The sequence below is a fragment of the Candidatus Pantoea soli genome (assembly GCF_007833795.1).
Lineage (GTDB): Bacteria > Pseudomonadota > Gammaproteobacteria > Enterobacterales > Enterobacteriaceae > Pantoea > Pantoea soli.
The window spans coordinates 769,790-796,409 of record NZ_CP032702.1; the positions used below are offsets into that span (position 1 = coordinate 769,790).

General features: G+C 60.5%; 21 protein-coding genes and 1 pseudogene. 10 read left to right on the forward strand and 12 right to left on the reverse strand.

Going from position 1 to position 26,620, the window contains the following annotated elements:
- Positions 1-31 precede the first annotated feature (31 nt).
- Positions 32-379, reverse strand: coding sequence for a YacC family pilotin-like protein (locus D8B20_RS03465; protein ID WP_145887147.1), 348 nt, complete (start codon positions 377-379; stop codon positions 32-34).
- Between the two features lie 176 nt (positions 380-555).
- Here D8B20_RS03465 and cueO point away from each other — a divergent pair, with 176 nt between their 5' ends.
- The gene (cueO, locus tag D8B20_RS03470) at positions 556-2,178 is read left to right on the forward strand and encodes a multicopper oxidase CueO (RefSeq protein WP_145887149.1); all 1,623 of its coding nucleotides are present in this window, start codon (positions 556-558) and stop codon (positions 2,176-2,178) included.
- An 8-nt stretch (positions 2,179-2,186) separates the two neighbouring features.
- Here the strand turns inward: cueO and D8B20_RS03475 are convergent, their stop codons facing one another.
- A complete protein-coding gene (locus D8B20_RS03475; protein ID WP_145887151.1) occupies positions 2,187-3,482 on the reverse strand; it encodes a cystathionine gamma-synthase family protein in 1,296 nt (431 codons plus the stop codon).
- A gap of 155 nt (positions 3,483-3,637) precedes the next feature.
- Here D8B20_RS03475 and hpt point away from each other — a divergent pair, with 155 nt between their 5' ends.
- From hpt to D8B20_RS03490, 3 genes are all read left to right on the forward strand, one after another.
- Entirely contained in the window at positions 3,638-4,174 is a 537-nt protein-coding gene (gene hpt / locus D8B20_RS03480; protein WP_145887153.1) for a hypoxanthine phosphoribosyltransferase, read from the forward strand.
- Positions 4,175-4,419: 245 nt separating this feature from the next.
- Positions 4,420-5,346 (forward strand): ABC transporter ATP-binding protein, encoded by a 927-nt coding sequence (locus D8B20_RS03485; RefSeq protein WP_145887155.1) that lies wholly within the window; start codon positions 4,420-4,422, stop codon positions 5,344-5,346.
- The gene (locus tag D8B20_RS03490; protein WP_145887157.1) at positions 5,343-6,113 is read left to right on the forward strand and encodes an ABC transporter permease; all 771 of its coding nucleotides are present in this window, start codon (positions 5,343-5,345) and stop codon (positions 6,111-6,113) included. Before D8B20_RS03485 ends, D8B20_RS03490 begins: the two co-directional genes overlap by 4 nt.
- A gap of 137 nt (positions 6,114-6,250) precedes the next feature.
- On the opposite strand, the gene panD is transcribed toward D8B20_RS03490, so the two are convergent.
- The 9 genes from panD to thpR form a co-directional block, all read right to left on the reverse strand.
- Positions 6,251-6,631 (reverse strand): aspartate 1-decarboxylase, encoded by a 381-nt coding sequence (gene panD, locus D8B20_RS03495; protein WP_145887159.1) that lies wholly within the window; start codon positions 6,629-6,631, stop codon positions 6,251-6,253.
- Positions 6,632-6,670: 39 nt separating this feature from the next.
- The gene (gene panC / locus D8B20_RS03500; protein ID WP_145887161.1) at positions 6,671-7,525 is read right to left on the reverse strand and encodes a pantoate--beta-alanine ligase; all 855 of its coding nucleotides are present in this window, start codon (positions 7,523-7,525) and stop codon (positions 6,671-6,673) included.
- 15 nt (positions 7,526-7,540) lie between these two features.
- Positions 7,541-8,335, reverse strand: coding sequence for a 3-methyl-2-oxobutanoate hydroxymethyltransferase (panB, locus tag D8B20_RS03505; RefSeq protein ID WP_145887163.1), 795 nt, complete (start codon positions 8,333-8,335; stop codon positions 7,541-7,543).
- 81 nt (positions 8,336-8,416) lie between these two features.
- Positions 8,417-8,902: a 2-amino-4-hydroxy-6-hydroxymethyldihydropteridine diphosphokinase gene (gene folK, locus D8B20_RS03510; RefSeq protein ID WP_145887165.1), complete on the reverse strand. Its 486-nt coding sequence runs from the start codon at positions 8,900-8,902 to the stop codon at positions 8,417-8,419.
- A complete protein-coding gene (pcnB, locus tag D8B20_RS03515; protein WP_222433870.1) occupies positions 8,899-10,320 on the reverse strand; it encodes a polynucleotide adenylyltransferase PcnB in 1,422 nt (473 codons plus the stop codon). The genes folK and pcnB overlap by 4 nt, the downstream gene beginning before the upstream one ends.
- 38 nt (positions 10,321-10,358) lie before the next feature.
- Entirely contained in the window at positions 10,359-11,288 is a 930-nt protein-coding gene (gluQRS, locus tag D8B20_RS03520; RefSeq protein WP_145890379.1) for a tRNA glutamyl-Q(34) synthetase GluQRS, read from the reverse strand.
- A 72-nt stretch (positions 11,289-11,360) separates the two neighbouring features.
- Positions 11,361-11,816, reverse strand: a complete 456-nt coding sequence (gene dksA / locus D8B20_RS03525) for an RNA polymerase-binding protein DksA (RefSeq protein WP_021507512.1) — start codon at positions 11,814-11,816, stop codon at positions 11,361-11,363.
- Between the two features lie 246 nt (positions 11,817-12,062).
- Positions 12,063-12,779 (reverse strand): DNA/RNA nuclease SfsA, encoded by a 717-nt coding sequence (gene sfsA / locus D8B20_RS03530; protein ID WP_145887169.1) that lies wholly within the window; start codon positions 12,777-12,779, stop codon positions 12,063-12,065.
- Positions 12,780-13,319 (reverse strand): RNA 2',3'-cyclic phosphodiesterase, encoded by a 540-nt coding sequence (gene thpR / locus D8B20_RS03535; protein WP_145887170.1) that lies wholly within the window; start codon positions 13,317-13,319, stop codon positions 12,780-12,782.
- A gap of 25 nt (positions 13,320-13,344) precedes the next feature.
- On the opposite strand from thpR, the gene hrpB reads away from it, so the two are divergent.
- The 6 genes from hrpB to fhuB all read left to right on the forward strand — a co-directional run bounded on the left by hrpB (position 13,345) and on the right by fhuB (position 24,545).
- Entirely contained in the window at positions 13,345-15,819 is a 2,475-nt protein-coding gene (gene hrpB, locus D8B20_RS03540) for an ATP-dependent helicase HrpB (protein WP_145887172.1), read from the forward strand.
- Between the two features lie 99 nt (positions 15,820-15,918).
- On the forward strand, positions 15,919-18,426 hold the full coding sequence (gene mrcB / locus D8B20_RS03545; protein WP_145887174.1) for a bifunctional glycosyl transferase/transpeptidase: 2,508 nt from the start codon (positions 15,919-15,921) through the stop codon (positions 18,424-18,426).
- A 211-nt stretch (positions 18,427-18,637) separates the two neighbouring features.
- Positions 18,638-20,845 (forward strand): ferrichrome porin FhuA, encoded by a 2,208-nt coding sequence (gene fhuA / locus D8B20_RS03550; protein WP_145887176.1) that lies wholly within the window; start codon positions 18,638-18,640, stop codon positions 20,843-20,845.
- Positions 20,846-20,889: 44 nt separating this feature from the next.
- A complete protein-coding gene (gene fhuC, locus D8B20_RS03555) occupies positions 20,890-21,684 on the forward strand; it encodes a Fe3+-hydroxamate ABC transporter ATP-binding protein FhuC (protein WP_145887178.1) in 795 nt (264 codons plus the stop codon).
- A gap of 9 nt (positions 21,685-21,693) precedes the next feature.
- Positions 21,694-22,569 (forward strand): Fe(3+)-hydroxamate ABC transporter substrate-binding protein FhuD, encoded by an 876-nt coding sequence (gene fhuD / locus D8B20_RS03560; RefSeq protein WP_145887180.1) that lies wholly within the window; start codon positions 21,694-21,696, stop codon positions 22,567-22,569.
- Positions 22,569-24,545, forward strand: a complete 1,977-nt coding sequence (fhuB, locus tag D8B20_RS03565; RefSeq protein WP_145887182.1) for a Fe(3+)-hydroxamate ABC transporter permease FhuB — start codon at positions 22,569-22,571, stop codon at positions 24,543-24,545. Before fhuD ends, fhuB begins: the two co-directional genes overlap by 1 nt.
- A 363-nt stretch (positions 24,546-24,908) precedes the next feature.
- Here fhuB and D8B20_RS21955 read toward each other — a convergent pair.
- Positions 24,909-26,519: pseudogene (locus D8B20_RS21955) on the reverse strand (glycosyltransferase family 9 protein); the annotation flags it as partial.
- Positions 26,520-26,620: the final 101 nt, after the last annotated feature.

The window sequence follows — 26,620 nt, forward strand, 5'->3', positions numbered from 1 at the left end:
CGCGGAGAGAGCAGGCCGTTTCCGGCCCGCGTTATTTCACATAGGCCAGCAGACTCAGCGAATCGCGCGCCAGCGATTTGCACTTTTTGTCATTGTTGATGGCAATGCCGCTCAAATCTTTATAACTCTCTTCACCCAGCGATTTCATGTTATAGGCGCTGTAATTACTTAAATCCCAGCGGTTCTGCTGGGCAAAGAACACCAGTGCTTTACGAATCTGCGCATCCGGCAAATCCTGATAGCCGCAGTCATTTTTCAGGTAGACAAAAACCGCCGTCAGGTCGGCCAGATCTTCCGCTTCGGATTCACTCAGGGCAAAACTGGTGGAGGAGAAGCCAAGAAGTCCCGCCAGCAGCAGGAACTTGATGCTTTTCGTCATAGTCATTCTCAACAGGGGACAATCTATTGACGTTAGCACAGTTATCGCGCGGATTCCGCTAAATTCGCCGCCTTGCGCGGCGGCGGCCTTTTTCTCCACGCCGGCGCTTTCCGGGCTTGACCCTCCCGCAGGGGAAAGGTTTACCCTGTGGGCTTCTTCACGACAAGGATAAGACCATGCATCGTCGCCAGTTTCTGAAGTTGACCGCGGCCCTCAGCGCCGCCGGTGCGCTGCCGCTGTGGAGTCGCTCACTGATGGCTGCTTCACGTCCTCTGCTGCCGGTTCCCTCCCTGCTGGAGCCGGACGCGCACGGACAGTACACCCTGACCGCCATGACCGGCAGCAGCGAGTGGAACGGCAAACGCGTGCCGACCTGGGGCTACAACGGTAATCTGCTGGGGCCGGCCCTGCGCCTGCAGCGCGAAAAAGCGGTGACGGTGAATATCCGCAATCATCTGCCGGAAGCCACCACCCTGCACTGGCACGGTCTGGAGATCCCCGGCGCAGTAGATGGCGGGCCGCAGGCGCTGATTGCGCCTGGCGCCACGCGTCAGGTGACTTTCACGCCCGATCAGCCTGCCGCTACCTGCTGGTATCACCCGCATCTGCATGGCCGCACGGGCTATCAGGTGGCACAGGGCCTGGCCGGACTGGTGCTGCTGGAAGATGAAGCCTCCGGCAAACTGCGGTTACCGATGCAGTGGGGCGAAGATGACGTGCCGCTGATTTTCCAGGATAAGCAGCTGAGCGACGATGGCACAGCGATTGCCTATGAGCTGGATATCCTGCGCGCGGCGGTGGGCTGGTTTGGCGATCTGATGCTGACCAATGGCGTGCCTTATCCTCAGCACGCCGTGCCGCGCGGCTGGCTGCGGCTGCGGCTGCTCAACGGTTGTAACGCCCGCTCGCTGCATATTGCTGCCAGCGACCGGCGACCGCTGTATGTGGTGGGCAGCGATGGCGGCCTGCTGGCCGAGCCGATTCGCGTGGAGAGCCTGCCGCTGCTGCCGGGCGAGCGCTTTGAGGTGCTGGTCGACACCTCGGATGGAAAAACCTTTGATATTGTCACGCTGCCGGTCACGCAGATGGGCATGACGCTGGCCCCTTTCGACCAGCCGTTACCGCTGGTGCAGATTCTGCCGCTGCGCATCATGGCAAGCGGTACGCTGCCGGATACGCTGGTAACGTTGCCGGCGCTGCCCGCCACCGAAGGGCTGCAAAGCCGCTGGCTGCAGCTGATGATGGATCCGCAGCTTGACCAGCAGGGCATGCAGGCGCTGATGGCGCGCTACGGTGACAAGGCCATGGGCGGGATGGCCGGGCATGGCATGAACCACGGTGCTGACGACAGCGCGATGCCGATGGATCACGGTGCCATGCCGATGGAGCAGGGCGCTATGCCGATGGATCACGGCGCCATGAAAGGCGAATCGCACCCGGCTGACCACTATGACTTCCACACCGGCAACAAGATCAACGGACAGGCGTTTAATATGACAAAGCCGATGTTTAACGTGCCGTCTGGCCAGCCGGAGAAGTGGACCATTTCCGGCGAAGGTGACGCCATGCTGCACCCTTTTCATATCCACGGCACGCAGTTCCGTATCCTGTCTGAGAATGGCAAGCCGCCTGCGCCCCACCGCGCGGGCTGGAAAGATATGGTCAGCGTCAACGGCTGGCGCAGCGAAGTGCTGGTGCGCTTTAACTATATCGCCAGCGCTGAGCATGCCTATATGGCGCATTGCCATCTGCTGGAGCATGAAGACACCGGCATGATGCTGGGCTTTAGCGTCAGCTAAAGGTGGGCTCAGGCTGTCTGCGCCGCCGCAGCCAGCGCCAGACGCATATCCTCAATCAGATCGCCGGCGTTTTCGATGCCAATCGACAGCCGCACCGTCGCCTCGGTAATGCCGATGCGTTCACGCACCTCCTGCGGCACCCCGGAGTGCGTGGTGCTGCCGGGATGGCTGGCCAGCGATTCGGTGCCGCCGAGGCTCACCGCCAGTTTGAACAGCGCCAGCGCGTTGAGAAAACGGAAAGCGGCGGGCTGACCGCCCTCAATATCAAAAGAAAAGGTCGAGCCGGCGCCGCTGCACTGGCGCTGATAGGTCTCACCGGCTGGCGTGCTGGCCTCCAGGTAAGGCAGCCAGTGCAGTTTCTTCACCTGCGGATGGTCGCGCAGAAACGCCGCCACCTCTGCTGCGTTACTGGCGGCTTTCTCCATGCGCAGCGACAGCGTCTCCAGCGAGCGGCCAATCATCCAGCTGGAGTGCGGATCGAGCTGTGTGCCAATTGCACTGCGCAGCGAACGCACTTTGCTCATCAGCGCCTTGCTGCCCAGCGCCGCCCCGGCAATCAGATCCGAGTGACCGCCGACGTATTTGGTCAGCGAGTAAAGCGAAATATCCGCGCCATGCTGCAGCGGGCGCTGGAACAACGGCCCCAGCAGGGTGTTGTCGCAGGCCAGAACAGGGCGCGAGCCCTGCTGCTGCGCGATCACCTCCGCGACCTGCTGCATCAGGCGGATATCTACCAGGCTGTTGGTGGGGTTGGCGGGGGTCTCGATCAGGATCAGCGCCACGCGGCCGCGCTGCCACGCCATCTTTGCCGCCTCATAGACTTTGTCCTCATCGGTGCCGTCGCTGAAACCCACCGCTTTGATCTCCAGATCGTGCAGCGTTTTGCTCAGCAGCGTTTCGGTGCCACCGTACAGCGGCTGGGAGTGGAGAATCACTTCACCGGGGCGGGCAAAGGTCAGCAGCGTTGTAGCAATGGCAGACATGCCGGAGGAGAACAGGGCGGCGCTCTCCGCCCCTTCATAGATGGCCAGCCGATCTTCCACAATCTCACTGTTGGGGTGATTAAAGCGGGAGTAGACCAGTCCGTTGCTCTGGCCCGCCGGCGGCTGCCGCCGTCCGGCGACAAAATCAAAGAAATCCTGCCCCTCTTCGGCGCTGTTAAACACAAAGGTAGAGGTCAGGAACACCGGCGGCTTGACCGCGCCTTCTGACAGGCGCGGATCGTAGCCGTAATTCAACATCTGCGTTTCGGGATGCAAATCGCGCGTACCTATCTGCGTTTTCTTACTGGATGAAGCGGCCATAGTGGTCTCCGGAGCGGACGGGCGGGTTGTTTGAAGTAAAGGCCAGCGCAATAATTTTTGCCACGGTAACGTTTGCGTTTTGTGCGCCTCGTTAGCCCGGCGCGTGACTATGATAAACTTCGTGGCTTTCTGAAAACCTTAACCAGGCGATTGCAATGAAACACACCGTCGACGTGATGATCTCTGAGCAGGAGATCGCAACCCGTATTGCCGAACTGGGCAAGCAGATTAGCGAGCACTACCGCGACAGCGGCAGCGAAATGGTGCTGGTGGGCCTGCTGCGCGGCTCCTTCATGTTTATGGCCGATCTGTGCCGTGCTATCGACGTGGCGCATGAAGTCGATTTCATGACGGCCTCCAGCTACGGCAGCGGCATGACCACGACGCGTGACGTGAAAATCCTGAAGGATCTTGACGAAGACATCCGCGGCAAAGATGTCCTGATCGTTGAAGACATTATCGATTCCGGTAACACCCTGAGCAAAGTGCGTGAGATTCTGCAGCTGCGTGAGCCCAAATCGCTGGCGATCTGTACGCTGCTGGATAAACCTGAACGCCGCGAAGTGGACGTACCGGTGGAGTTTGTGGGCTTTACCATTCCGGACGAATTCGTGGTCGGCTTTGGCATTGACTATGCGCAGCGCTATCGCCATCTGCCTTATATTGGCAAAGTAACGCTGCTGGACGACTAACCGCACAATCTACCAGGGCGATTCCGCTACACCTGCGATAAGATGTGCAGCCCGTAACTCAATGACTTACGGGCCGGGCGCACCCTTTCCTGCGGCACACTGCGTGATGGCGTGTCGTGGGGCTCGCTCTGCTCAATTCCTTTGATTTCACAATCTTTATTGCTGAATAACCCCACACGCCCGGCGTGAGCACACTATCATCTTTATCAGGCAATCATGTCACTACAACAGGGTATGGACTCGCAATGACTTATGCACTGGAACTTTCCGGGCTGACCAAGACCTATTCCGGCGGCGTACAGGCGCTGAAAGGCCTCGACCTCAATGTGGAAGCCGGCGACTTTTACGCCTTACTCGGCCCGAACGGGGCCGGTAAGTCCACCACCATTGGCATTATCAGTTCGCTGGTGAATAAAACCGGCGGCAGCGTGCGCGTATTTGGCTACGACCTGCAGAAGGATGTGGTCAACGCCAAGCGCCAGCTTGGCCTGGTGCCGCAGGAATTCAACTTTAACCCGTTTGAAACCGTGCTGCAGATTGTGGTGAACCAGGCGGGATATTACGGCGTCGAACGCGCGGAAGCGCATAAGCGCGCAGAAAAGTACCTCAATCAGCTGGATTTATGGGGCAAGCGCAATGAGCGGGCGCGGATGCTCTCCGGCGGGATGAAGCGCCGTCTGATGATTGCCCGTGCGCTGATGCACGCGCCTAAACTGCTGATCCTGGATGAGCCGACCGCCGGCGTGGATATTGAACTGCGCCGCTCAATGTGGACGTTCCTCAAAGAGCTCAACGCCAAAGGCACCACCATTATTCTCACCACCCACTATCTGGAAGAGGCCGAGATGCTGTGCCGCAATATTGGCATCATTCAGAGTGGTGAGCTGGTGGAGAACACCTCGATGAAAGGGCTGCTTGCCAAGCTGCAGTCGGAGACCTTTATTCTCGATCTCGCCCCGCGCAGCCCGCTGCCGCAGCTGGAAGGCTTTCAGTATCGTCTGGTGGATACCTCGACGCTGGAAGTGGAAGTGATGCGTGAGCAGGGGCTGAACAGCGTATTCAGTCAGCTGAGCGCGCAGGGTGTGCAGGTGCTGAGCATGCGCAATAAAGCGAACCGCCTGGAAGAGCTGTTTGTCAGCCTGACGCAGGGAAAAACAGGAGTGAAAGCATGACGCATTTGTACTGGGTAGCGCTCAAGAGTATCTGGGCCAAAGAGATCAACCGTTTTGCGCGTATCTGGATTCAGACGCTGGTGCCGCCGGTGATCACCATGACGCTCTACTTTATTATTTTCGGTAACCTGATTGGCTCGCGCATCGGTGATATGCACGGGTTCAGCTATATGCAGTTCATCGTGCCGGGCCTGATCATGATGTCGGTGATCACCAATGCCTACGCCAACGTCGCGTCGTCCTTCTTCAGCGCCAAGTTTCAGCGCAACATTGAAGAGCTGCTGGTCGCCCCGGTGCCGACGCACATTATCATCGCCGGATACGTGGGCGGCGGCGTTGCGCGCGGCGTCTGCGTGGGCATCCTTGTCACGGCGGTTTCCCTGTTCTTTGTGCCGTTCCACGTTTTTTCGTGGCCGATGGTGGCGCTGACGCTGCTGCTGACGGCGGTGCTGTTCTCACTGGCTGGTTTGCTGAATGCGGTGTTCGCCCGTACGTTTGACGACATCAGCCTGATTCCGACCTTTGTCCTGACGCCGCTGACCTATCTGGGTGGGGTGTTCTACTCGCTGGCGCTGCTGCCACCGTTCTGGCAGGCCGTCTCGAAGCTCAATCCGGTGGTATATATGATCAGCGGGTTCCGCTTTGGCTTCCTCGGCATCAATGATGTGCCGCTGGCGTTTACCCTGTCAGTGCTGGTGGCGTTTATCGTGGTGTTTTACATTCTGGTGTATGTGCTGATTCAGCGCGGCCGCGGCTTACGTACCTGAGTGACCTCGCCGGTGGTGACGTGCTGGTTTAGCGGCCGGCGTCTCACCGGCCAGGGCGAAGCGCCGGGCGGCGGCGCAAACGGGGTTCCCGGTTACGCCACCGCCCGGATCGCGCCCGTAGGGGCGCGTGACGGGCGTTACGCCAGCTGCACCGGCAGCGCTTTGGCGATGCGCTTCATCTGGTTATCCCCTTCAAAATACGCCACCTTCGGCTGCCAGCTGCGGGCTATCGCATCTTCTACCTGCACGTATGAGCAGATAATCAGGATATCGCCTGCGCAGGCGCAGCGTGCGGCCGCACCGTTGACCGAAATAATTTTCGAGCCGCGCTCGGCGGCGATGGCATAGGTTGAAAAGCGCTGGCCGTTGGTCACGTTATAGATGTCGATGGCTTCATATTGCAGAATGCCGGCGGCATCGAGAAAATCCTGATCGATTGCGCACGAGCCTTCATAGTGTAAATCGGCCTGAGTGACGGTGACGCGGTGTAATTTGCCCTGTAATACGGTACGAATCATAACGACATAATCCTGTTAAGCGGCGATTAAGCGATGGCGTTATGCCATCAGATCAACTTGCTGATTATCAATAAGGCGCGCGTTGCCAAGCCAGGCCGCCATCAGAATCACCGCGCGCTGGCTGTCCACGGTCAGCGGCTGCAGCGTTTCGGCATCGCAGATAGCCAGCCCGTCGGGGCGGAAGCCTTTTTCGCGCAGCGCCTGTTCGGCGTGCTCAATAATCTCATCAACATGACGCTCGCCGTTGCTGAGGCGTTCAGCCATGCTGTGCATGACCTGGCTCAGACCCGGTGCCAGCCTGCGCTCGTCCGCGGTGAGGTAGCCATTGCGCGAGCTGAGCGCCAGGCCATCTTTGGCCCGCACCGTCGGCACGCCGACAATGTCGATATCAAAGCCCATATCCGCGACCATTTTGCGGATGAGCGCCAGCTGCTGAAAATCTTTCTCCCCGAAGCAGGCGACGTCCGGCTGCACCAGGTTAAACAGTTTGCTGACGATGGTGGCGACGCCGCGGAAGTGACCCGGACGGCTGGCACCCTCCAGCAGCGAAGAGAGCCCCGGCACTTCCACATAGGTCTGGCTGTCGAGCCCCTGCGGATAAATATCCGCCGGAGCCGGCGCAAACACCAGATCCACCTTGTGGCGGTTAAGCTTTTCACAATCATCCTGCAGCGTGCGCGGGTAGCGTGCCAGATCGTCGGCACGATCGAACTGCATAGGATTGACAAAAACAGAGACCACGACGATATCCGCGCGGGCACGCGCTTCATCCACCAGCGTAAGATGCCCGTCATGCAGGTTGCCCATGGTAGGCACCAGCGCGATGCGTTTGCCTGCCTGACGCCAGCGGCGAATTTCCTGGCGCAGCATCGGCAGCGTTTCAATGATCAGCACTGCAACTCTCCTGATTTACTGGAAACTGTGTTCGGCGGCGGGGTAGGTGCCGGCCTCAACGTCGCCAATATACTGGCGAATTGCCGCGCGAATGTCGCCGGTTTCGGCAAGGAAATTTTTGGCAAATTTTGGAATATGCCCGCCGGTAATGCCAAAGGCATCATGCATCACCAGAATCTGACCATCGGTCACATTGCCGGCACCGATACCAATCACCGGAATCGACAGCGCCTGCGTCACCCGTGCGGCGAGGCTGACCGGCACGCATTCCAGCACCAGCAGCTGAGCACCGGCGGCTTCCAGCGCCAGCGCATCCGCCAGCAGACGCTCTGCGCCGGCTTCATCGCGCCCCTGCACTTTATAACCACCGAAAATATTCACCGATTGTGGCGTCAGGCCCAGATGGCCGCACACCGGCACGGCGCGTTCGGTCAGCATCTGTACGGTCTCCGTCAGCCAGGCACCGCCTTCCAGCTTGACCATGTTGGCACCGGCGCGCATCAGCTGTGCGGCGCTGGCACAGGCCTGCGCCGGCGTGGCATAGCTCATGAAGGGTAAATCCGCCATCACCAGCGCCAGCGGCGCACCCCGGCGCACTGCCGCGGTATGGTAAGCGATATCCGCAACGGTTACCGGCAGGGTAGAGTCATGCCCCTGCACGGTCATCCCCAGCGAATCCCCGATCAGCATCACCTGAATACCTTCATCGGCAAACAAGCGGGCAAAGCTGAAATCGTAGGCGGTCAGCGTGGCGAATTTGCGGCCGCTGGCTTTCAGCTGGCGCAGGTGAGAAATGGTTGTGGGTTTCATCGCAATCTCCAGCGTTTCTGATGCGCGCAGTGTACTGGATTGATGAAAAAGGCGATACGACGGCCGTGCGATTCCGGCGGCTCAGTCAGCCCAGCGGGAGATAGCGCTGCGATCGAGCGTGGCGAGAAGACCTGCCAGCGGCTGGCCATTCGGCAGGCGCAGCGCAGGCGCGATCTCCAGCAGCGGCACCAGCATAAACGCGCGGTTGTGCATATCGTAGTGCGGCACCGTCAGGCGCGGCGTATGAATCACCGCGTTGCCAAACAGCATAATGTCGAGGTCGAGTGTACGCGGGCCCCAGCGTTCTGCTTTGCGCTCGCGCCCGTGCTCCTGCTCAATACGCTGAGTATGATCCAGCAGCGCGTCGGCCGCGAGGGTAGTGTCCAGCGCCACCACCGCGTTCAGGTAATCCGGCTGATCCGGCGGCCCGTACGGTGGCGTGCGGTAAAACGAGGAGGTCGCAACGCGCGTGGTGTCTGGCAGCGCATCCAGCGCGGTCAGTGCCGCCTCCACCTGCTGCAGCGGATCGGCCAGGTTGCTGCCGATAGCCAGATAAACGCGGATCATGACGCGCTGTTATTACTGCTGCTGTCGCGGCGCGGACCGCTCGGACGGCGGCGCGGACGACGCGGTTTACGGCGCGGTGCCGGATCGTCGCCCAGCGTATTCAGCATGGTTTTCTGCTGCACCGGCACGGCGGACTGAAACTCTCCCCACCACTGGCTGAGACGCTGCAGCTCATGATTGTTTTCCACCTCGGCACGCAGCGCCAGCAGATCGTAAGCGGCCCGGAATTTCGGGTGTTCCATCAGCTTCCACGCGCGTTTACCGTGGCGACGTGACATACGCAGCTGCAGCTGCCAGATATCGCGGATCAGCGTAGTGATGCGCTTCGGGATCGCCAGCGCGCGGCAGGCTTCATCCAGCGTTTCGTTCATCGACAGCGCAAACGCATCGTAGTAGGTCAGGCCGCTCTCCTGCGCGATCTGCTCGGCGGATTCCAGCTGCGGATACCAGAACATGGCGGCAAACAGGAAGGCCGGGTTAACGCGCATCTCGTTGTGCAGACGGGTGTCGGTGTTTTTCAGCACCTGGGCCACCATCCGCTCCATCGGGCTATCGCCTTTCTCAGTAAAGTGGCGCGCCAGCGTCGGGAACAGCGGCTGGAACAGCTGGTATTCACGCAGCATCTGATAGGTGCGGTAACCGTAACCGGCCTGCAGCAGTTTGAGCGACTCCTCAAACAGACGAGCAGGCGGAATGTCATTCAGCAGCGTGGCCAGGCGGGGAATCGGTTCGGCGGTTTCCGGCGCGATGCGCATCTCCAGCTTCGCGGCGAAGCGCACCACGCGCAGCATGCGCACCGGATCTTCGCGGTAGCGCGTCTCCGGATCGCCAATCAGGCGAATAATGCCTTCCTGCAGATCCTGCAGGCCGCCTACGTAATCGCGCACCGTGAAATCCGCCACGCTGTAATAGAGGCTGTTGATGGTCAGATCGCGACGCTGGGCATCATCTTCGATGCTGCCAAAAATATTGTCGCGCAGCAGCATGCCATTCTGACCGCGCTGTGAACTGTTACGATCGTCCTCGCTCTCTTCCTGGTGATGGCCGCGGAAGGTGGCAACTTCAATCACTTCCGGACCGAACATCACGTGTGCCAGGCGGAAGCGGCGGCCAACCAGACGGCAGTTGCGGAACAGTTTGCGCATCTGTTCTGGCGTGGCATTGGTGGTCACGTCAAAGTCCTTCGGCTTTTTACCCAGCAGCAAATCGCGTACGCCGCCGCCAACCAGATACGCTTCGTAACCAGCTTTATTCAGGCGATACAGCACTTTAAGGGCGTTTTCGCTGATATCTTTGCGTGAGATATTGTGGCTTTCACGGGGAATGACGGTCATCAGACTTTCCGTTTCCACCTCTTCAAATGCCTCCTCGTCACGCTTGAGGACTCTCCGGCAAAAATTAGCGACTCGGGTAAAAATGGGACACCTCGACAGTGAGAAAATGGGTGTGAATAAAATCAGCGGCTAATCATAGCCTGTTGCGAACCATTTAGGAATGGCGTTGTCATCTCATCCGGCTTCAGGGCGTTGTCCAGCGGGATAAGCGCGCTGTTCCAGCCGGTGACGGCAGCGGCCAGCAGCGCCTCGCGTGATTGATCCTGCCAGCCCTCGCTGACCGGCTGACCGAGAAAGCGCAGCGCCTGCACCAGCAGCGGTCGCGGGTCGCCTGCCGGCAGCGGTGGCGCATGATTCTGCTTTGACAGCTTGTTGCCGTCCGGGTTAATCGCCAGCGGTAAATGCAGGTACGCCGGCACCGGCCAGCCAAACTGCTGGTATAGCGCGATCTGGCGCACGGTGGGCTCAATCAGGTCGGCGCCGCGCACAATCTCGGTGACGCCCTGAAAATGGTCGTCCACCACCACCGCCAGATTGTAGGCAAACAGGCCGTCGCGGCGATGAATAATGAAATCCTCTTCCGCCAGACGCGGTTCAGCCTGCAATTCACCACGCAGGCGATCGTAAAAGCCATAAACCGGTGCGTGCTGGCGCAGACGCAGTGCCGCCTGGTCCGGTGGCAGGCGGCGATCGCGGCAGTGGCCGTCATAAAAGCCGCCCAGCTGCTGAATGCGGCTGCGCGGACAGGTGCAGTAATAGCTTTGCCGGTGTTCCCGCAGCCAGTGCAGGGCCGCGCGGTAAGCCTCATGACGCTGTGACTGCCACAACACCTCACCATCCCAGTGCAGGCCATACTGTTCCAGCTGCTGCAAAATGCGCGTGGCGGCACCGGCCACTTCCCGTGGCGGATCGATATCTTCAATGCGTACCAGCCAGCGCCCCTGCTGCGCGCGTGCGCTCAGGTAGCTGCCTAAGGCAGCAATCAGCGAGCCGAAATGGAGTTCACCGGAAGGAGAGGGAGCGAAGCGCCCGATGCAGGAGGAGGTTGACATCATTTTATGGTGCACCGCACGGCGGGAAAACAGGGGTTTTCCCGGCGGTGCGGTGACAGTCTGTGACGGCCATTAGCCTGCCATCTGCTTCTCGCGGATTTCTGCCAGCGTTTTGCAGTCGATACACAGATCGGCGGTTGGACGCGCTTCCAGACGGCGGATACCAATCTCAACGCCACAGGATTCGCAGTAGCCGAAATCGTCGTCTTCCACTTTCTTCAGCGTCTTCTCAATCTTTTTAATGAGTTTACGCTCGCGATCGCGGTTACGCAGTTCCAGGCTGAACTCCTCTTCCTGGGCCGCACGGTCAACCGGATCAGGGAAGTTGGCAGCTTCGTCCTGCATGTGCGACACAGTACGGTCTACTTCATCCCTGAGTTGGTTGCGCCACGCTTCCAGAATCTTGCGGAAGTGGCTCAGCTGGGCGTCGTTCATGTACTCTTCGCCCGGTTTCTCCTGATACGGCTCCACACCAGCGATGGCGAGGATACTCAGGGACGATGTTTTACGGTTTTGCCCTTCTTGCATGTTGTTTCTCCTGGATAACACGCACTACCCACCATGCTTCAGAGTGCAGCGGCAGTCATTGCCGGCACGCATCCCGAATCATTTAGGGAATATCGATTCCCATCAGGGAAAAAAACAGGCCGCTATAAATAGCAGAAGCAATCAAGGTTGGCAATTATTCCTGACCACACCTTGACAAGCCTGTGAGGAACAGCGTAATTAGCGCACCGCTCAGAATAATCCTGGCACAAAAAATTGCCATAAATATTACAACGCTGCGTCATCGGCGACGCCGATAGCGCGAGTGAGCAACATTTGTTCAGATGAGATCTGAGCCTGATACGCCAACACTTCCACACCACAGCGCTGCGCCTGTACCAGTAGTTCCGCATATTGCGCATCGATATGGCGCGCCGGGGAAACGTCCTCAATCCCCGTATGCAGAACAGCAAACAACAAAACGGCCCGATGGCCCTCAGCCGCAATCGTACGCAGTTCGCGCAGATGCTTCTGTCCCCGAGCCGTCACCGCATCCGGAAAATAGCCTTTACCATTTTGTAAAAGGGTGACGGACTTGACTTCAATATAGCAGTTCGATCTGCCCTCCGCTTGCAGCAGGAAGTCAATTCGGCTTTTTTCCGTGCCGTATTTCACCTCAGCCTGGCAGTGGCTATAACCGGATAATTCCGGAATTGCGCCGCGCGTCAGCGCCTCGCGCACCAGCTGATTGGCGCGCAGCGTGTTGACACAGATCCGGTGTCCGGCGCGGGTCTCGGTTATCTCCCAGCTGTGCGGATATTTGCGCGTCAGGCTGGCAGAGGTGGAGTACCACACGGTGTCGCCGGGTGTGGCACAGCCGGTCATCGCCCCGGTATTGGCGCAGTGCAGCGTCAGGGTCTGGCCGTCCGGGGTGACAACATCGGCGAGAAAGCGTTTATAGCGGGCAACCAGACGGGCGGGTTTTAGCGGCGGATCAAACTGCATTCAGACTCCTGATGCGGCGCGCAGCGGCCAGCGAGCCACCGCCTGATAGCGTGTGCGGCCCTGACGGAAAACCGAAGCGAGCAGCGCGAAATGCTGGATATCACAGCGCCAGTGAAACTGACGCGGCGGCAGCGCGACCTGTTCGGTAGCGTGACGCAGCAGGGTGATGTGCGGATGAAACGGCTGCGCACTCTGCGCACAGCCGTGCCGGGCAGCCTGGGCGCGCAGCAGGTCGGCCAGCTGCAGCAGCCCTCGCGGCGCGCGCTGGCAGCCCAGCCATACCACCCCGGGACGCGGCCAGTGACCGGCATCATCCAGATCGAGCGTAAACGCCGGCTGCGTGATGCGTGCGGCCAGCTGCTGCAGCCTGGCGGCGGTGGTGTCACTGACATCGCCGAGAAACGCCAGCGTCAGATGCAGATTAGCCGCTGCCACCGGCGTACCGGCTTCGGCCGGAAAGCAATCGGCGCGCCACTGCACCAGTTGCTGCTGCAGGGTATCCGGCAGTTCAAGGGCAAAAAACAGACGTTGCGTTGCCATGCTGGCCTCCGCAGGCAGTGTTACAATGCGCGCCATCTTAGCACAGGCAGAGTGGGAGTTGAGTGTGAGTGAGTTACCGGTAAGCGCGGTGTTGCCTGAATTGCTGGCGGCGCTGAAACAATCGCCGCAGGTGCTGCTAGCGGCGCCCACCGGTGCAGGCAAATCCACCTGGCTGCCGTTACAGCTGCTGCAGCAGGCCCAGCTGTCAGGGCGCATCATCATGCTTGAGCCGCGCCGGCTGGCGGCGCGGAATGTGGCGCAGCGGCTGGCAGAGCTGCTGGGTGAACAGCCCGGTGCCACGGTAGGCTACCGCATGCGCGGAGAACACTGCTGCGGCCCGCAAACCCGGCTGGAGGTGGTGACCGAAGGCATCCTGACCCGCATGCTGCAGCGCGATCCGATGCTGGAAGGGGTCGCGCTGGTCATTCTGGATGAGTTTCACGAGCGCAGTCTGCAGGCCGATCTGGCGCTGGCGCTGCTGCTGGACGTGCAGCAGGGCCTGCGTGACGATCTGAAAATCCTGCTGATGTCCGCCACGCTGGATAACGACCGCCTGCGCGCGCTGCTGCCGGATGCCCCCTTTGTGGTATCAGAAGGGCGCAGTTTTCCCGTCACGCGCCGCTATGCCACGCTGAACAGCCAGCAGCGTTTTGAAGAAGCCGTGGCACGCGAAGTGGCGCAGCTGCTGCGCGAGGAAGCGGGATCATTACTGCTGTTTCTGCCGGGGGTGGCCGAGATCGAACGCGTCAGGCGCGAGCTGGAAACGCGGATCAGCGAGGACGTGGATCTTTCTCCTTTATATGGCGCACTCCCGCTGGAGGCTCAGCGGCGCGCAATCCTGCCTGCACCGGCCGGGCGGCGTAAAGTGGTGCTGGCCACCAATATTGCCGAAACCAGCCTGACGATTGAAGGGATTCGGCTGGTGGTGGACAGCGCGCTGGAGCGGACAGCACAGTTTGATCTGCGCACCGGCGTCACGCGGCTGCACACCCAGCGCATCAGTCAGGCTTCCATGACGCAGCGCGCCGGACGTGCCGGGCGTCTGGCACCGGGTATCTGCCTGCATTTGTTGCCGCAGGAGCAGGCGCTGCGCGCCGCCGCGCAGAGTGAAGCCGAGATTCTGCACAGCGATCTGGCCGCGCTGCAGCTCGAACTGCTGCAGTGGGGCTGTCAGGATGTCACGCAGCTCTGCTGGCTGGATGTGCCGCCGGCACGCAGCCTGCGCGCGGCGCAAGCGCTGCTTACCCGGCTGGGTGCGCTGGACCGCGAAGGGCGCCTGACCGCCCGTGGACGGAAAATGGCGCAGCTGGGCAGCGATCCGCGTCTCAGCGCCATTCTGTGTGCCGCCGGGGACGATAGCGAAGCCGTCGCCAGCGCCGCGTTGCTGGTGGCGGTGCTGGAAGATCCGCCGCGCAGCGGTGCAGATTTGCGTGATGCGCTGCATCGTCCGCAGCCGCACTGGTTGCGGCGGGCCCGGCAGTGGCAGCAGCGGCTGCAGGTCAGCGGCGGCAGCGTAAATCCCGAACGCTTCCCGGCGCTGCTGGCGGCAGGCTTTGCCGACCGGCTGGCGCAGCGGCGCGGCGAGAGCGCGCGTTATCAGCTCGCCAACGGCATGGGGGCGATGCTGGACGAACAGGACGGGCTGAGCCGCCATGCGTGGCTGATCGCCCCCTCGCTGTTGCAGGGGGCGAGCGCAGCAGAAGCACGGATTCTGCTGGCGCTGCCGGTCGGGCTGGAAACGCTGCGTCAGCAGTGTCCGGCGCTGGTCGAGCAGCGCATTGACGTGGAGTGGGACGAGGAAAAAGGCACGCTGCGTGCCTGGAAACGCGAGCTGGCCGGCGCGCTGATTCTGAACGCTCAGCCGCAGGCGCGTCCGGAAGCCGACGTGTTGCATCCGGCGATGCTGCGCTGGATTCGCACAAAGGGGTTATCGGTACTAGGCTGGACGCCGGAGGCGACGCAGTTGCGTCTGCGCGTGCACTGCGCGGCGCAGTGGCTGCCGGAAGAAGACTGGCCCGCGCTGGACGATGAGTCGCTGCTGGAGACGCTTGAACAGTGGCTGTTGCCGGCGATGACGCACGTGCGCGATCTGAAAGGATTGCACGGCATCAACCTTGTCAGCGCATTATTACATTTGCTGACATGGTCGCAACGTCAGCGGCTGGATACTGCGTTGCCAACTCATTACACTGTGCCGACCGGAAGCCGCCTGCCGATTCGCTATGATGCGGAGAAGCCGCCGGTGCTGGCGGTGCGCATTCAGGAGATGTTTGGTGAAGCGCAGAATCCGGCCGTCGCCGACGGACGCGTTCCACTGGTGCTGGAGCTGCTCTCGCCGGCGCAGCGCCCGTTGCAAATCACGCGCGATCTGGCGGCGTTCTGGCGCGGTGCCTGGCCAGACGTGCAGAAAGAGATGAAAGGGCGCTATCCGAAACATCTCTGGCCGGACGATCCGGCCAGCACACCGCCGACAAGACGCACCAAAAAGTATTCATCGTGACGCGCGCCGGACCGAATTCAGAGGGTTCTGCCATGCGCGGCACGAGAAAGCCGTTAGAGTAACGGCCGCAGCCGTAGCTATGCCTGGAGAAAAGAAAGCATGTCTGGGAACGATCGCGAACCTATCGGGCGTAAAGGGAAAGCGCCAAAGCCGTCGCGCAGCAGTGCGCGCCGGGGTCGCCGCAGGGAGCCTGATGATATCGATCAGGACGATTTTGATGAAGAGTATGAGGAGAGTGCGCCAGTGCCACCTAAAGGTAAAGGAAAACGTCCGCCGCGTGGCAAGCGCCGCTGGTTAGGCTGGTTGATTAAACTCTTCCTGGTGTTTGTGGTGGTGATGATCGCCTGGGGCATCTGGCTGGATTCGGAAATCCGCAGCCGTATTGATGGCAAAGTGTGGCAACTGCCTGCTGCTGTCTATGGCCGCATGGTCAGCCTTGAACCCGGCATGGCCTACGACAAAAAAGAGATGATTGCGCTGCTGGAAGGCACGCAGTATCGCGAAGTGTCGCGCATTACCCGTCCGGGCGAGTTCAGCGTGAAGGGCAACACCATCGATCTGCTGCGCCGTCCGTTTGACTTCCCGGACAGTAAAGAGGGCCAGATCAATGCGCGCCTGACCTTCAGCAATGATGAACTGACCGGCATTAAGAACCTGGATACCGGGCGTGATTTTGGCTTCTTCCGCCTCGATCCGCGTCTGATTACCATGCTGCAGTCGCCGAATGGCGAGCAGCGCCTGTTCGTGCCGCGCGCCGGCTTCCCGGACCTGCTGGTTGATACGCTGATTGCCACTGAAGATCGCCACTTTTATGAGCATGACGGCATCAGCCCGTACTCCATTGGGCGTGCGTTTCTCGCCAACCTGACCGCCGGTAAAGCGGTGCAGGGCGGCAGTACGCTGACCCAGCAGCTGGTGAAAAACCTGTTCCTGACCAATGAGCGTTCACTGTGGCGTAAAGCGCGTGAAGCTTATATGGCGGTGATCATGGATGCGCGCTACAGCAAAGATCGCATCCTGGAGCTGTATCTGAACGAGGTTTATCTCGGTCAGGCGGGCAACGATCAGATCCGCGGTTTTCCGCTGGCCAGCCTTTACTACTTTGGCCGTCCGGTGGATGAGCTCAGCCTTGATCAGCAGGCGATGCTGGTGGGCATGGTGAAAGGTGCGTCGCTGTACAACCCGTGGCGCAACCCGAAACTGGCGCTGGAACGCCGTAATCTGGTGCTGCGCCTGCTGCAGCAGCAGAAGGTGATCGATCAGGAGCTGTACGACATGCTGTCGGCGCGTCCGCTGGGCGTGCAGCCGAAAGGCGGGGTCATTACGCCACAGCCAGCCTTTATGCAGATGGTACGCAATGAACTGCAGGCGAAGCTGGGCGATAAAGTCAAAGATCTGTCGGGCGTGAAGATCTTTACCACCCTGGACCCGATCTCCCAGGATGCGGCTGAAAAAGCGGTGGAAGATGGCATTCCGACGCTGAAAAAACAGCGCGGTCTGAAAGATCTGGAAACCGCCATGGTGGTGGTAGACCGCTTCAGCGGCGAAGTGCGTGCGATGGTGGGCGGTGCGGATCCACAGTTTGCCGGCTATAACCGTGCGCTGCAGGCGCGTCGTTCCATTGGCTCGCTGGCGAAACCGGCGACCTATCTGACCGCGCTCAGCCAGCCCAACAGCTACCGGCTGAACAGCTGGATCGCCGATGAACCGATCGCCCTGAAACAGCCAAACGGCACGATCTGGAAACCCATGAACGATGACCGTCGCTTCAGCGGGAAAGTGATGCTGGTGGATGCGCTGACCAACTCCATGAACGTGCCAACGGTGAATCTGGGCATGACGCTGGGGCTGGACGCGGTGGTCGACACCTGGACCAAACTGGGCGTGCCGAAAGAGCAGCTGCATCCGGTGCCCGCGATGCTGCTGGGGGCGCTCAACCTGACGCCGGTAGAAGTGGCGCAGGCGTTCCAGTCGATCGCCAGCGGCGGTAACCGCGCGGCGCTCTCGGCCGTGCGTTCGGTGATTGCCGAAGATGGCACGGTGCTGTATCAGAGCTTCCCGCAGGCACAGCGCGTGGAACCGGCGCAGGCTGCCTATCTGACGCTGTACACGATGCAGCAGGTTGCTGATCACGGTACGGCGCGTGCGCTGGGCGCGCGCTATCCGAAGGCACATCTGGCCGGTAAGACCGGTACCACCAATGACCTGATCGACAGCTGGTTTGCCGGTATTGACGGTAAAGAAGTGGCGATCACCTGGGTGGGCCGCGACAACAACCAGAGCTCGAAGCTGTACGGTGCCAGCGGTGCGATGCAGATCTACCGCCGTTATCTGGATAACCAGGCACCGATGCCGCTGGTGCTGACGCCGCCGGAAGATATTACGCAGATGAATATTGATTCTGCCGGTAACTTTGTCTGCGGAACCGGCAGCAGCACCTGGCGCTCGCTGCCGGTGTGGTCGCTGGATCCCGCTGCGCTGTGTCAGCAGCAACAGCAGCAGATTCAGCAGCAGCAACAGCAGCAGCAGCAGCAGCCCGCGCAGGGTGAGCAAAAAGATGCCGACGGCGTGGCAGGCTGGATCAAAGATATGTTTGGCAGCAAATAGTCGCTGAACAAACCACAGGGCGCTCCGGCGCCCTTTTTTTGTGTCCGCGATTTCTTAACCTCGATCAAAACCCGGTGAAACAGGCGGCGCAGCGCGGCGCGGGCGGCCATTTCATCTTGCGGATCCGGCCGGGTTTCGCCTAAAATCCGTGCGTCTAATAATCATTCTCGTTTTCATTCGCCTGCATTATTCTGCTAAAAGAGATACGACTATGAATGCGCGAAATACGTTTTTCTGTTTCCGGCGCGCGGCCCGTTCGCGGCATCCGCTTGCGCTATTGATTGCTTCAACACTGGGTACGCTAAGCGCACAGGCGCTGGCAGAAGAGACGGTTGTTGTCACGGCTGACGGTGGCAACAGCGTGGCGCAGGAGAGTGCGTGGGGACCGGCGCCCACCATTGCCGCCAAACGCAGCGCCACCGGCAGCAAAACCGATACGCCGATTGAAAAGACGCCGCAGTCGGTTTCGGTCGTGACGCAGGAAGAGATGGCCATGCACGCTGTCACCAGCGTCAAAGGCGCGTTTAACTACACGCCGGGCGTGCTGACCGGCAACCGCGGCAGTTCCGATGTAATTGATGCGCTCTCGATTCGCGGCTTCAGCGAAACCAATACCAATCAGTACCTTGATGGCCTGAAACTGCAGGGCGATAACTACTCAGAGTTTGCCATCGACCCTTACTTCCTCGAACGCGCGGAATTGCTGCGCGGCCCGGTCTCCGTGCTTTATGGCAAGAGCAACCCGGGCGGCGTGGTTGCGCTGGTAAGCAAGCGCCCGACGCAGGAGACGCTGCGTGAAGTGCAGTTCCGGATGGGCAGTGACAACCTGTTCGCCACCGGTTTTGATTTTGGCGGCGCGCTGGATGACGACGGCGTTTACAGCTATCGCCTGACCGGCCTGGCGCGCAGCGCCGATGCGCAACAGGAGATGAACAAAGAGAAGCGCTATACCCTTGCGCCCTCGTTCAGCTGGCGTCCCGATGCCAATACCCGCTTTGACCTGCTGACTTACTTCCAGAACGAACCGGAAACCGGCTATTACGGCTGGCTGCCGCGTGAAGGCACCGTGGTGGGCATCACCCGGCCGGACGGCAGCAGCTATAAGCTGCCCACCCATTTTGATGAAGGCGAAGACAGTAATAAGATCTCGCGCAACACCAAAATGGTTGGCTACAACTTTGAGCACAGCTTTAACGATACCTGGACGGTGCGCCAGAATCTGCGCTATGCCGAAATGCAGACTGATTATCGCAGTATTTATGGCTTCGGTTATAACCCTGAGAATCAACTGATTACCCGTAATGCCGCATTCTCAAAAGAAAAACTCAACCAGTTTGCCGTGGATACGCAGGCGCAGGCTAAATTCGCAACCGGTGATTTAGCCCATACGTTACTGCTGGGCGTCGATTTTCAGCGCACCCGTAACGATATTGATGGTCAGTTCGGCACCGCCACCGGCCTGAGTCCATTCAATCCGCAATATGGCAACGACAGCTACACCCCTTATGACGATCCTTATCAGCGTTTGAATCAGCAACGCCAGACTGGTCTGTACGCGCAGGATCAAATGGAGTGGAACCGCTGGGTGCTGACGCTCGGTGGCCGCTACGACTACGCGATGAATTCCGTTACCGACCGGGTAGCGCAGAGCGTTGATCGCCAGAACGATCAGGCCTTTACCTGGCGTGGTGGTGTCAATTATGTGTTCGATAATGGCATTGCACCTTATTTCAGCTATAGCGAAGCGTTTATTCCTAATGCTGGCGCAACATGGGGCGGCGAAGCGTTTGATCCGTCACGCGCTAAACAATATGAAGCGGGCGTAAAATACGTTCCCAAAGATCGTCCGATTGTCATGACGGCGGCGGTCTATCAGCTGACCAAAACGAAGAACCTGACGGCCGATCCCGATGCAAGCCATCAATTTGCCAGCGTGCAAAGCGGTGAAATCCGCTCACGTGGCGTCGAGCTGGAAGCCAAAGCGGCGCTTAACGCCAACATCAACCTGACGGCGGCTTACTCTTATACCGATGCGGAATACACCGAAGACACCTTGCTGAAAGGCCGTACGCCGGTGCAGGTGCCGAAGCATATGGCTTCGCTATGGGGCGATTACACCTTCCACGAAACTGCACTGTCGGGCTTCACCGTGGGTGCCGGGGTACGCTACGTGGGTGAAAGCAAAGGCCTGTACGCCAGCGGCCCAAATGCCAACCAGAACTTTGACGTCGCCGCTTACACCACTGTAGATGCTGCACTGAAGTACGATCTGGGCCGCTTCGGCTTGCCGGGCTCAACCGTCGGCGTCAACATCAACAACCTGTTCGATCGCGAATACGTTGCCAGTTGCTACCGCGACTACGCCTGCTACTGGGGTGCAGAGCGCCAGATCGTCGGTACCGCCACCTTCCGCTTCTGATACTGAACACAGGGCGCTGCGGCGCCCGTTAACCAGGGATTATCATGCAGCATCCGCACCACGCAGAAACCACCTTTTCACTGGAAAACGTCAGCTTCCGTGTGCCCGGCCGCACGCTGCTGCATCCGCTGTCGCTGACTTTCGCCCCGGGCAAAGTCACCGCGCTGATCGGGCATAACGGTTCCGGTAAATCCACGCTGCTGAAGATGCTTGGGCGTCATCAGCACGCCAGCGAAGGGCGCGTGCTGCTCAACGGTGAAGCGGTTGATACCTGGAGCAGTAAAGCTTTTGCACGTCAGGTAGCCTATCTGCCGCAGCAGCTGCCCGCGGCGGAGGGCATGACGGTGCGCGAGCTGGTGGCGATTGGGCGCTATCCGTGGCACGGTGCGCTGGGGCGCTACGGCCAGGAAGATCGCGATCGGGTAGACGAGGCGATTGCGCTGGTTGGACTGAAACCCTTCGCCGGGCGGCTGGTGGACAGCCTGTCCGGCGGCGAGCGGCAGCGTGCGTGGCTGGCGATGCTGGTGGCGCAGAACAGCCGCTGTCTGCTGCTGGATGAACCCACCTCGGCGCTGGATATCGCGCATCAGGTCGAGGTGCTGGCGCTGATTCAGCGTCTCAGCCGCGAGCGCGGCCTGACGGTGATTGCCGTGCTGCACGATATCAATATGGCCGTGCGTTACTGCGATCGGCTGGTGGCGCTGCGTGCCGGTGAGGTGATTGCCGAAGGCGCGCCAGACACCATCATGCAGCCTGACGTGCTGGGCGCGATTTACGGCATTCCCATGGGCATCCTGTCACATCCACAGGGCGGTGCGCCCGTCAGTTTTGTTTATTAAGGTCTCGCGATGTTCGATATTTCCCGCCGGGGACTGCTGACGGCGCTGGCGTTATCGCCGCTGATGACGATCCGGCCTGCGGCGGCACAGCCGGACAGCCAGCGCATCCTGGCGCTGGAGTGGCTGCCGGTGGAGTTGCTGATGGCGCTCGGCGTCGCCCCGCTCGGCGTGGCCGATCTGCATAACTACGCTATCTGGGTGGGCGACCCGGTCTTGCCGGCCGGCACCCTCGATCTCGGCTTACGCACCGAACCCAATCTGGAACTGATGACCCAGCTGGCACCGTCGCTGATCCTGCACTCCAACGGTTACGGCCCGGCGGTCGACAAGCTGGCGCGCATTGCGCCGACGATGGGCTTTGACCTCAACAGCGGCGATGGCAAACCGTTCACCACCGCGCGCACATCGCTGCATGCGCTGGGTGCCCGGCTTGGCCTTGAAGCGCAGGCACAGGCCCATTTGCAGTGGGTGGATGGTGAAGTAGCTGCCGCGCGTGAGCGGTTACGTCCGTGGGCGCAGCGTCCGCTGCTGCTGATGTCGCTGATGGATCCGCGTCACGCCATTACCTTCGGTAAAGGCAGCCTCTTCCTCGAAGTGATGGAGCAGCTTGGCCTGCGCAATGCCTGGCAGGGCGAAACCAACTTCTGGGGCAGTGCGGTGGTCGGGCTGGAGCGACTGGCGGAGGTCGGTGATGTTGAGGTGATCTGCTTCGATCACGATAACGAACGCGATATGCAGCAGGTGACGCAAAGCGCACTGTGGCAGGCGCTGCCGTTTGTCCGTTCCGGCCGTTTCCGGCGGGTGCCGGCGGTGTGGTACTACGGCGCCACTTACTCAGCCATCAAATTTATTCGCGTGCTGGAACACGCGCTGGAGTCGCACTGATGCGCAACCGTCTGTTTCCCGTCGCGCTGCTCAGCGTGCTCAGTTTACTGGCGCTGGCGCTCACGTTTATCAACCTGCGCCAGGCGCTGCCGCTGGCGCAGTGGCAGCAGGCGCTCTTTGCGCCGGACAGGCAGAATATTCATCAGGTGGTGTTTCACTACAGCCTGCTGTCGCGTCTGGCGCTGGCGCTGCTGGTGGGCGCCGGGCTGGGGCTGGCCGGGCTGCTGTTCCAGCAGGTGCTGCGCAACCCGCTGGCGGAACCCACCACGCTGGGCGTCTCCTCCGGCGCGCAGCTGGGCCTGACGGTTGCCACCCTCTGGCAACTGCCGGGTGGGGCGCTGACGCAGCAGTGTGCGGCGCTGGGTGGCGCGGTGCTGGTCGGGCTGCTGGTGTTTGGTGTCGCCTGGGGCAGACGTCTTTCACCGGTCACGCTGATCCTCGCCGGTCTGGTGCTGAGCCTGTATACCGGCGCCGTGAATCAGATCTTTGCGATTTTCAATCACGATCAGCTGCAGAACATGTTTCTGTGGAGCACGGGATCGCTTAACCAGCTGGATGGCGACAATGTGGCGCAGCTGTGGCCGCGGCTGCTGCTGGCCTTTGTCGTGACGCTGGCGCTGCTGCGTCCGCTGACGCTGATGGGGCTGGACGACGGTGTGGCAAAAAATCTCGGGCTGGCGCTGTCAGCGGCGCGCGTGACGGCGCTGGCGCTGGCGATTCTGCTCAGTGCACAGCTGGTTAACGTGGCGGGCATTATTGGGTTCATTGGCCTGTTTGCACCGCTGCTGGCCCGCCTGCTCGGAGGGCGCCGCCTGGCGAGTCGCCTGCTGCTGGCACCGCTCATTGGCGCGCTGCTGCTATGGCTGGCCGATCAGGGCGTGCTCTGGCTGAGCGGCCACTGGCGTGAGATATCCACCGGGACGGCCACGGCGCTGCTGGGCGTGCCGATTCTGCTGTGGCTGCTGCCGCGTCTGCGGACCGGATCGGTGCCGCCGGCGCTGACCAGCGGCGACAGCGTGCCCGCAGAGCGCCAGGCGTTAGGGCGCTGGTGTCTGACCGCGCTGCTGCTGCTGGCACTGCTCTGCCTGACAGCCCTTACGCTGGGCCGCGCTGCCGATGGCTGGACATGGGTCAGCGGCGACATGCTGCATCAGCTGCTGCCGTGGCGCGCGCCGCGCGTGCTGGCTGCGCTGGTGGTCGGCATGATGCTGGGCGTGGCCGGGGCGCTGATTCAGCGCCTGACCGGTAATCCGATGGCCAGCCCGGAAGTGCTGGGGATTAGCTCTGGCGCGGCCTGCGGCGTGGTGGTGATGATGTTCTTTGTGCCAGGCGATGCCGTGGCATGGCTGCTGCCCGCAGGCGCGCTGGGGGCTGCGGCGACGCTGCTGATCATCATGCTGGTTGCCAGCCGCGGCGGATTTTCACCTGAGCGGATGCTGCTGGCCGGTATGGCACTGAACAGCGCATTTGTGACGCTGCTGATGGTGCTGCTGGCGAGTGGCGATCCGCGCATGGCCGGGTTGCTGACCTGGATGTCTGGTTCAACCTATAACCTCAGCCAGACGCAGGCGGTGCAAAGCGCCGGGGTAGCCATGGTGCTGCTGGCACTCGCGCCGCTGGCCAGCCGCTGGCTGACGCTGTTGCCGCTGGGCAGTGCGACCGCGCGGTCGGCCGGCATGCCGCTCACCGTCGCCCGTCTTTCGCTGCTGTTGCTGGCGGCGGCGCTGACTGCCACCGCCACGTTCACCGTGGGCCCGCTGAGCTTTATCGGCCTGATGGCCCCGCATATGGTGCGGATGCTCGGCTTCCGCCGTGCGCTGCCGCAGCTGCTGATGGCAGGGTTACTCGGCGGCGGGCTGATGGTCTTCGCCGACTGGTGCGGTCGCATGCTGGCCTTCCCGGATCAAATCCCGGCCGGATTGATGGCCACTTTCTTCGGTGCACCCTATTTTATCTGGCTGCTGCGGCGCACTTAGCCAGTCTGCTGAGCGCTGTTCCGGGCTCACATAGTCGGAAGAGCCCAGAAACTCGCTGATCGCCTGCCAGAATTGTTCGGCGGTAAAGGCGGTCAGACAGCGATATTTATCCTGATTAGGACACCACTCCGCGAAGGCTTTGCCTGACTGGCCCGGCGCGGCAGGCGCAATCCCGGCCCATTGATAAAATGGCTCATGCAAAAAGGTGCCCCCGCATTGACCATACTGACAGCCAACGTTAATGGCACAGGCATTCCATCCCGCTTTGCCGTGACGAATGGGAATGCGGTATTCACCCGGAATCACGGAGTAAAGCGCACAGACGGCAATATGACTGGCCGCTGCCATCGCCACCGGGCCCGAATCATTCGAGACCAGCAGATCGCAGCGATCCATCAGGGCGATAGTTTCTGTCGGCGAAAACAGGTCAATCGCATTAATAACCGCCGGCCCCTGCCACGCCGGCATCACTTTCTCTTTATATTTGTTGTGGTTGCTGCCAATGAGCACCACCTGCCAGCCCTGCTGTAAAAATATCTCACTCAGGGCTACCCAGTGTGAAACCGGCCAGGTGCGGTTAGCGGCGCCGATATTGGGATGCAGCAGGACGACTTTTTGCGCTTGCAGCTGATGGGCGTGAATGAAGTCAGCCACTTTTTGCTGCTCCTCCGGGTGACGAGTCAGCTGTAATTGCTGTTGCTGCGCGGAATAGGGGGTGCGTAATCTTTTGCTTATTGCGGCCTGCATATGTTCCGGGGCAAGGACAACCTGCCAGTCGATGCTATGAATCACACGCTGATGAATCACAGCACGCTTTAACATGTCGGCATGGTGCGGCAAATCATCCAGCGAGAAGGCCGCATCCACCCAACGGCAGCGCAGCGTCAGCGGCAGCCAGGCGGCGGCGGTAAAAATAACAATTTCCCCAGGATGCTGAGCGCAAAAGGCTGGCAGACAACCGAGTAAAAACAGCAGATCGCCCATCGATGCGTCCATGAAAATGATCCATGGCTCCGGCCGCAGCGGGAGGGGCTGCATCGCAGGGCCATCGTCGTTACGCGGAAACAGCTCTGCCACCACCGGCGCAATCCACCATGGCAGCACCACGCCGTGCTCCGTGCGGTGGATACGCGTCAGATTGGCGGCGCAGCTCTGCACCAGCTGCAGGCCCTGATTTTTTGCCTGCGCATGCAGGGACGAAAGCACGCTGGCCGGTTTAAACCACGCCGTGGTTTGCGCATCGTAATGCCACTGCACCCTGCTTTCAGGGTTGAGCAGCAGCGCGATTGTTTGTCTGTCCATCATCATGAGCTGACACAGCAGAAGGCGTTCGGACGACGTCAGCGCAGGCGCGGACCGCAGTGAAAGCGGCTTCAGGGTGGGCTGGATTTCTTCCGGTAACGGTAAATCATCGGGCGAAGGGTTACCCAGCCAGTAACGCCGGGTGGTAAAGAAGCGTTGCCACACCAGATGGCTGTGGTGACAGCCCTGATAGCTCACCGGTTGTTCAGGCTGACTCAGCCAAAAGCGTAGCTGCTCCTCTTCCCTGTTCAGCTGGTGCAGCCGGGCACGCAAAGGTTGCTGCAGCCAGCGCTGGCGGGCAGTGGCGCAATCGGGATGGCTATCGTAAAGATGCAACTCAACCGGGGGCGGCATCCGTGCGGCAGGAAGCGGGCTGAGCAGGGCTGCGAGCGTGGTAAAGAGCGTACGCTCTTCGCAGTGCAGCGCTATCTGACCTATCGCGTAACGCTGCCTGAGCATGCGGAGACACTGGCTGAGTTGTGCCGGGTAGTGCTCGTTGCGCTCAATGAACAGCGTATCAGCGGCAGTCAGTAATCGTTGATTAAGCGTAAAATCATCGGCAATGATCACGTGAATCACTGAGGGTTTATTACGGGTTTTCAGGTAGTGGGCCAGCATCAGCAGCCGTGACCAGCCGGCCTGCAGATGATAAATGTTGAGGGTGACCGCCATAAGGATTTTTACCGTCGTGATAAGATGACGGTCTCTGGCAAGAGTTGTGCCAGATTTATTGTATTAATTGATAAGGCTTTATTTTTATCGCGCCGGAAAGG

What these genes read in the sequence shown, in the direction of transcription:
- D8B20_RS03475 (WP_145887151.1), bottom strand. Translation starts at nt 3,482, where the DNA reads ATGGCCGCTTCATCCAGTAAGAAAACGCAGATAGGTACGCGCGATTTG.
- hrpB (WP_145887172.1), top strand. Translation starts at nt 13,345, where the DNA reads ATGCGCGCCATCTTAGCACAGGCAGAGTGGGAGTTGAGTGTGAGTGAG.
- folK (WP_145887165.1), bottom strand. Translation starts at nt 8,902, where the DNA reads ATGATCCGCGTTTATCTGGCTATCGGCAGCAACCTGGCCGATCCGCTG.
- panB (WP_145887163.1), bottom strand. Translation starts at nt 8,335, where the DNA reads ATGAAACCCACAACCATTTCTCACCTGCGCCAGCTGAAAGCCAGCGGC.
- panD (WP_145887159.1), bottom strand. Translation starts at nt 6,631, where the DNA reads ATGATTCGTACCGTATTACAGGGCAAATTACACCGCGTCACCGTCACT.
- mrcB (WP_145887174.1), top strand. Translation starts at nt 15,919, where the DNA reads ATGTCTGGGAACGATCGCGAACCTATCGGGCGTAAAGGGAAAGCGCCA.
- fhuD (WP_145887180.1), top strand. Translation starts at nt 21,694, where the DNA reads ATGTTCGATATTTCCCGCCGGGGACTGCTGACGGCGCTGGCGTTATCG.
- D8B20_RS03465 (WP_145887147.1), bottom strand. Translation starts at nt 379, where the DNA reads ATGACGAAAAGCATCAAGTTCCTGCTGCTGGCGGGACTTCTTGGCTTC.
- D8B20_RS03485 (WP_145887155.1), top strand. Translation starts at nt 4,420, where the DNA reads ATGACTTATGCACTGGAACTTTCCGGGCTGACCAAGACCTATTCCGGC.
- dksA (WP_021507512.1), bottom strand. Translation starts at nt 11,816, where the DNA reads ATGCAAGAAGGGCAAAACCGTAAAACATCGTCCCTGAGTATCCTCGCC.
- fhuB (WP_145887182.1), top strand. Translation starts at nt 22,569, where the DNA reads ATGCGCAACCGTCTGTTTCCCGTCGCGCTGCTCAGCGTGCTCAGTTTA.
- fhuC (WP_145887178.1), top strand. Translation starts at nt 20,890, where the DNA reads ATGCAGCATCCGCACCACGCAGAAACCACCTTTTCACTGGAAAACGTC.
- fhuA (WP_145887176.1), top strand. Translation starts at nt 18,638, where the DNA reads ATGAATGCGCGAAATACGTTTTTCTGTTTCCGGCGCGCGGCCCGTTCG.
- thpR (WP_145887170.1), bottom strand. Translation starts at nt 13,319, where the DNA reads ATGGCAACGCAACGTCTGTTTTTTGCCCTTGAACTGCCGGATACCCTG.
- hpt (WP_145887153.1), top strand. Translation starts at nt 3,638, where the DNA reads ATGAAACACACCGTCGACGTGATGATCTCTGAGCAGGAGATCGCAACC.
- D8B20_RS03490 (WP_145887157.1), top strand. Translation starts at nt 5,343, where the DNA reads ATGACGCATTTGTACTGGGTAGCGCTCAAGAGTATCTGGGCCAAAGAG.
- cueO (WP_145887149.1), top strand. Translation starts at nt 556, where the DNA reads ATGCATCGTCGCCAGTTTCTGAAGTTGACCGCGGCCCTCAGCGCCGCC.
- sfsA (WP_145887169.1), bottom strand. Translation starts at nt 12,779, where the DNA reads ATGCAGTTTGATCCGCCGCTAAAACCCGCCCGTCTGGTTGCCCGCTAT.
- gluQRS (WP_145890379.1), bottom strand. Translation starts at nt 11,288, where the DNA reads ATGTCAACCTCCTCCTGCATCGGGCGCTTCGCTCCCTCTCCTTCCGGT.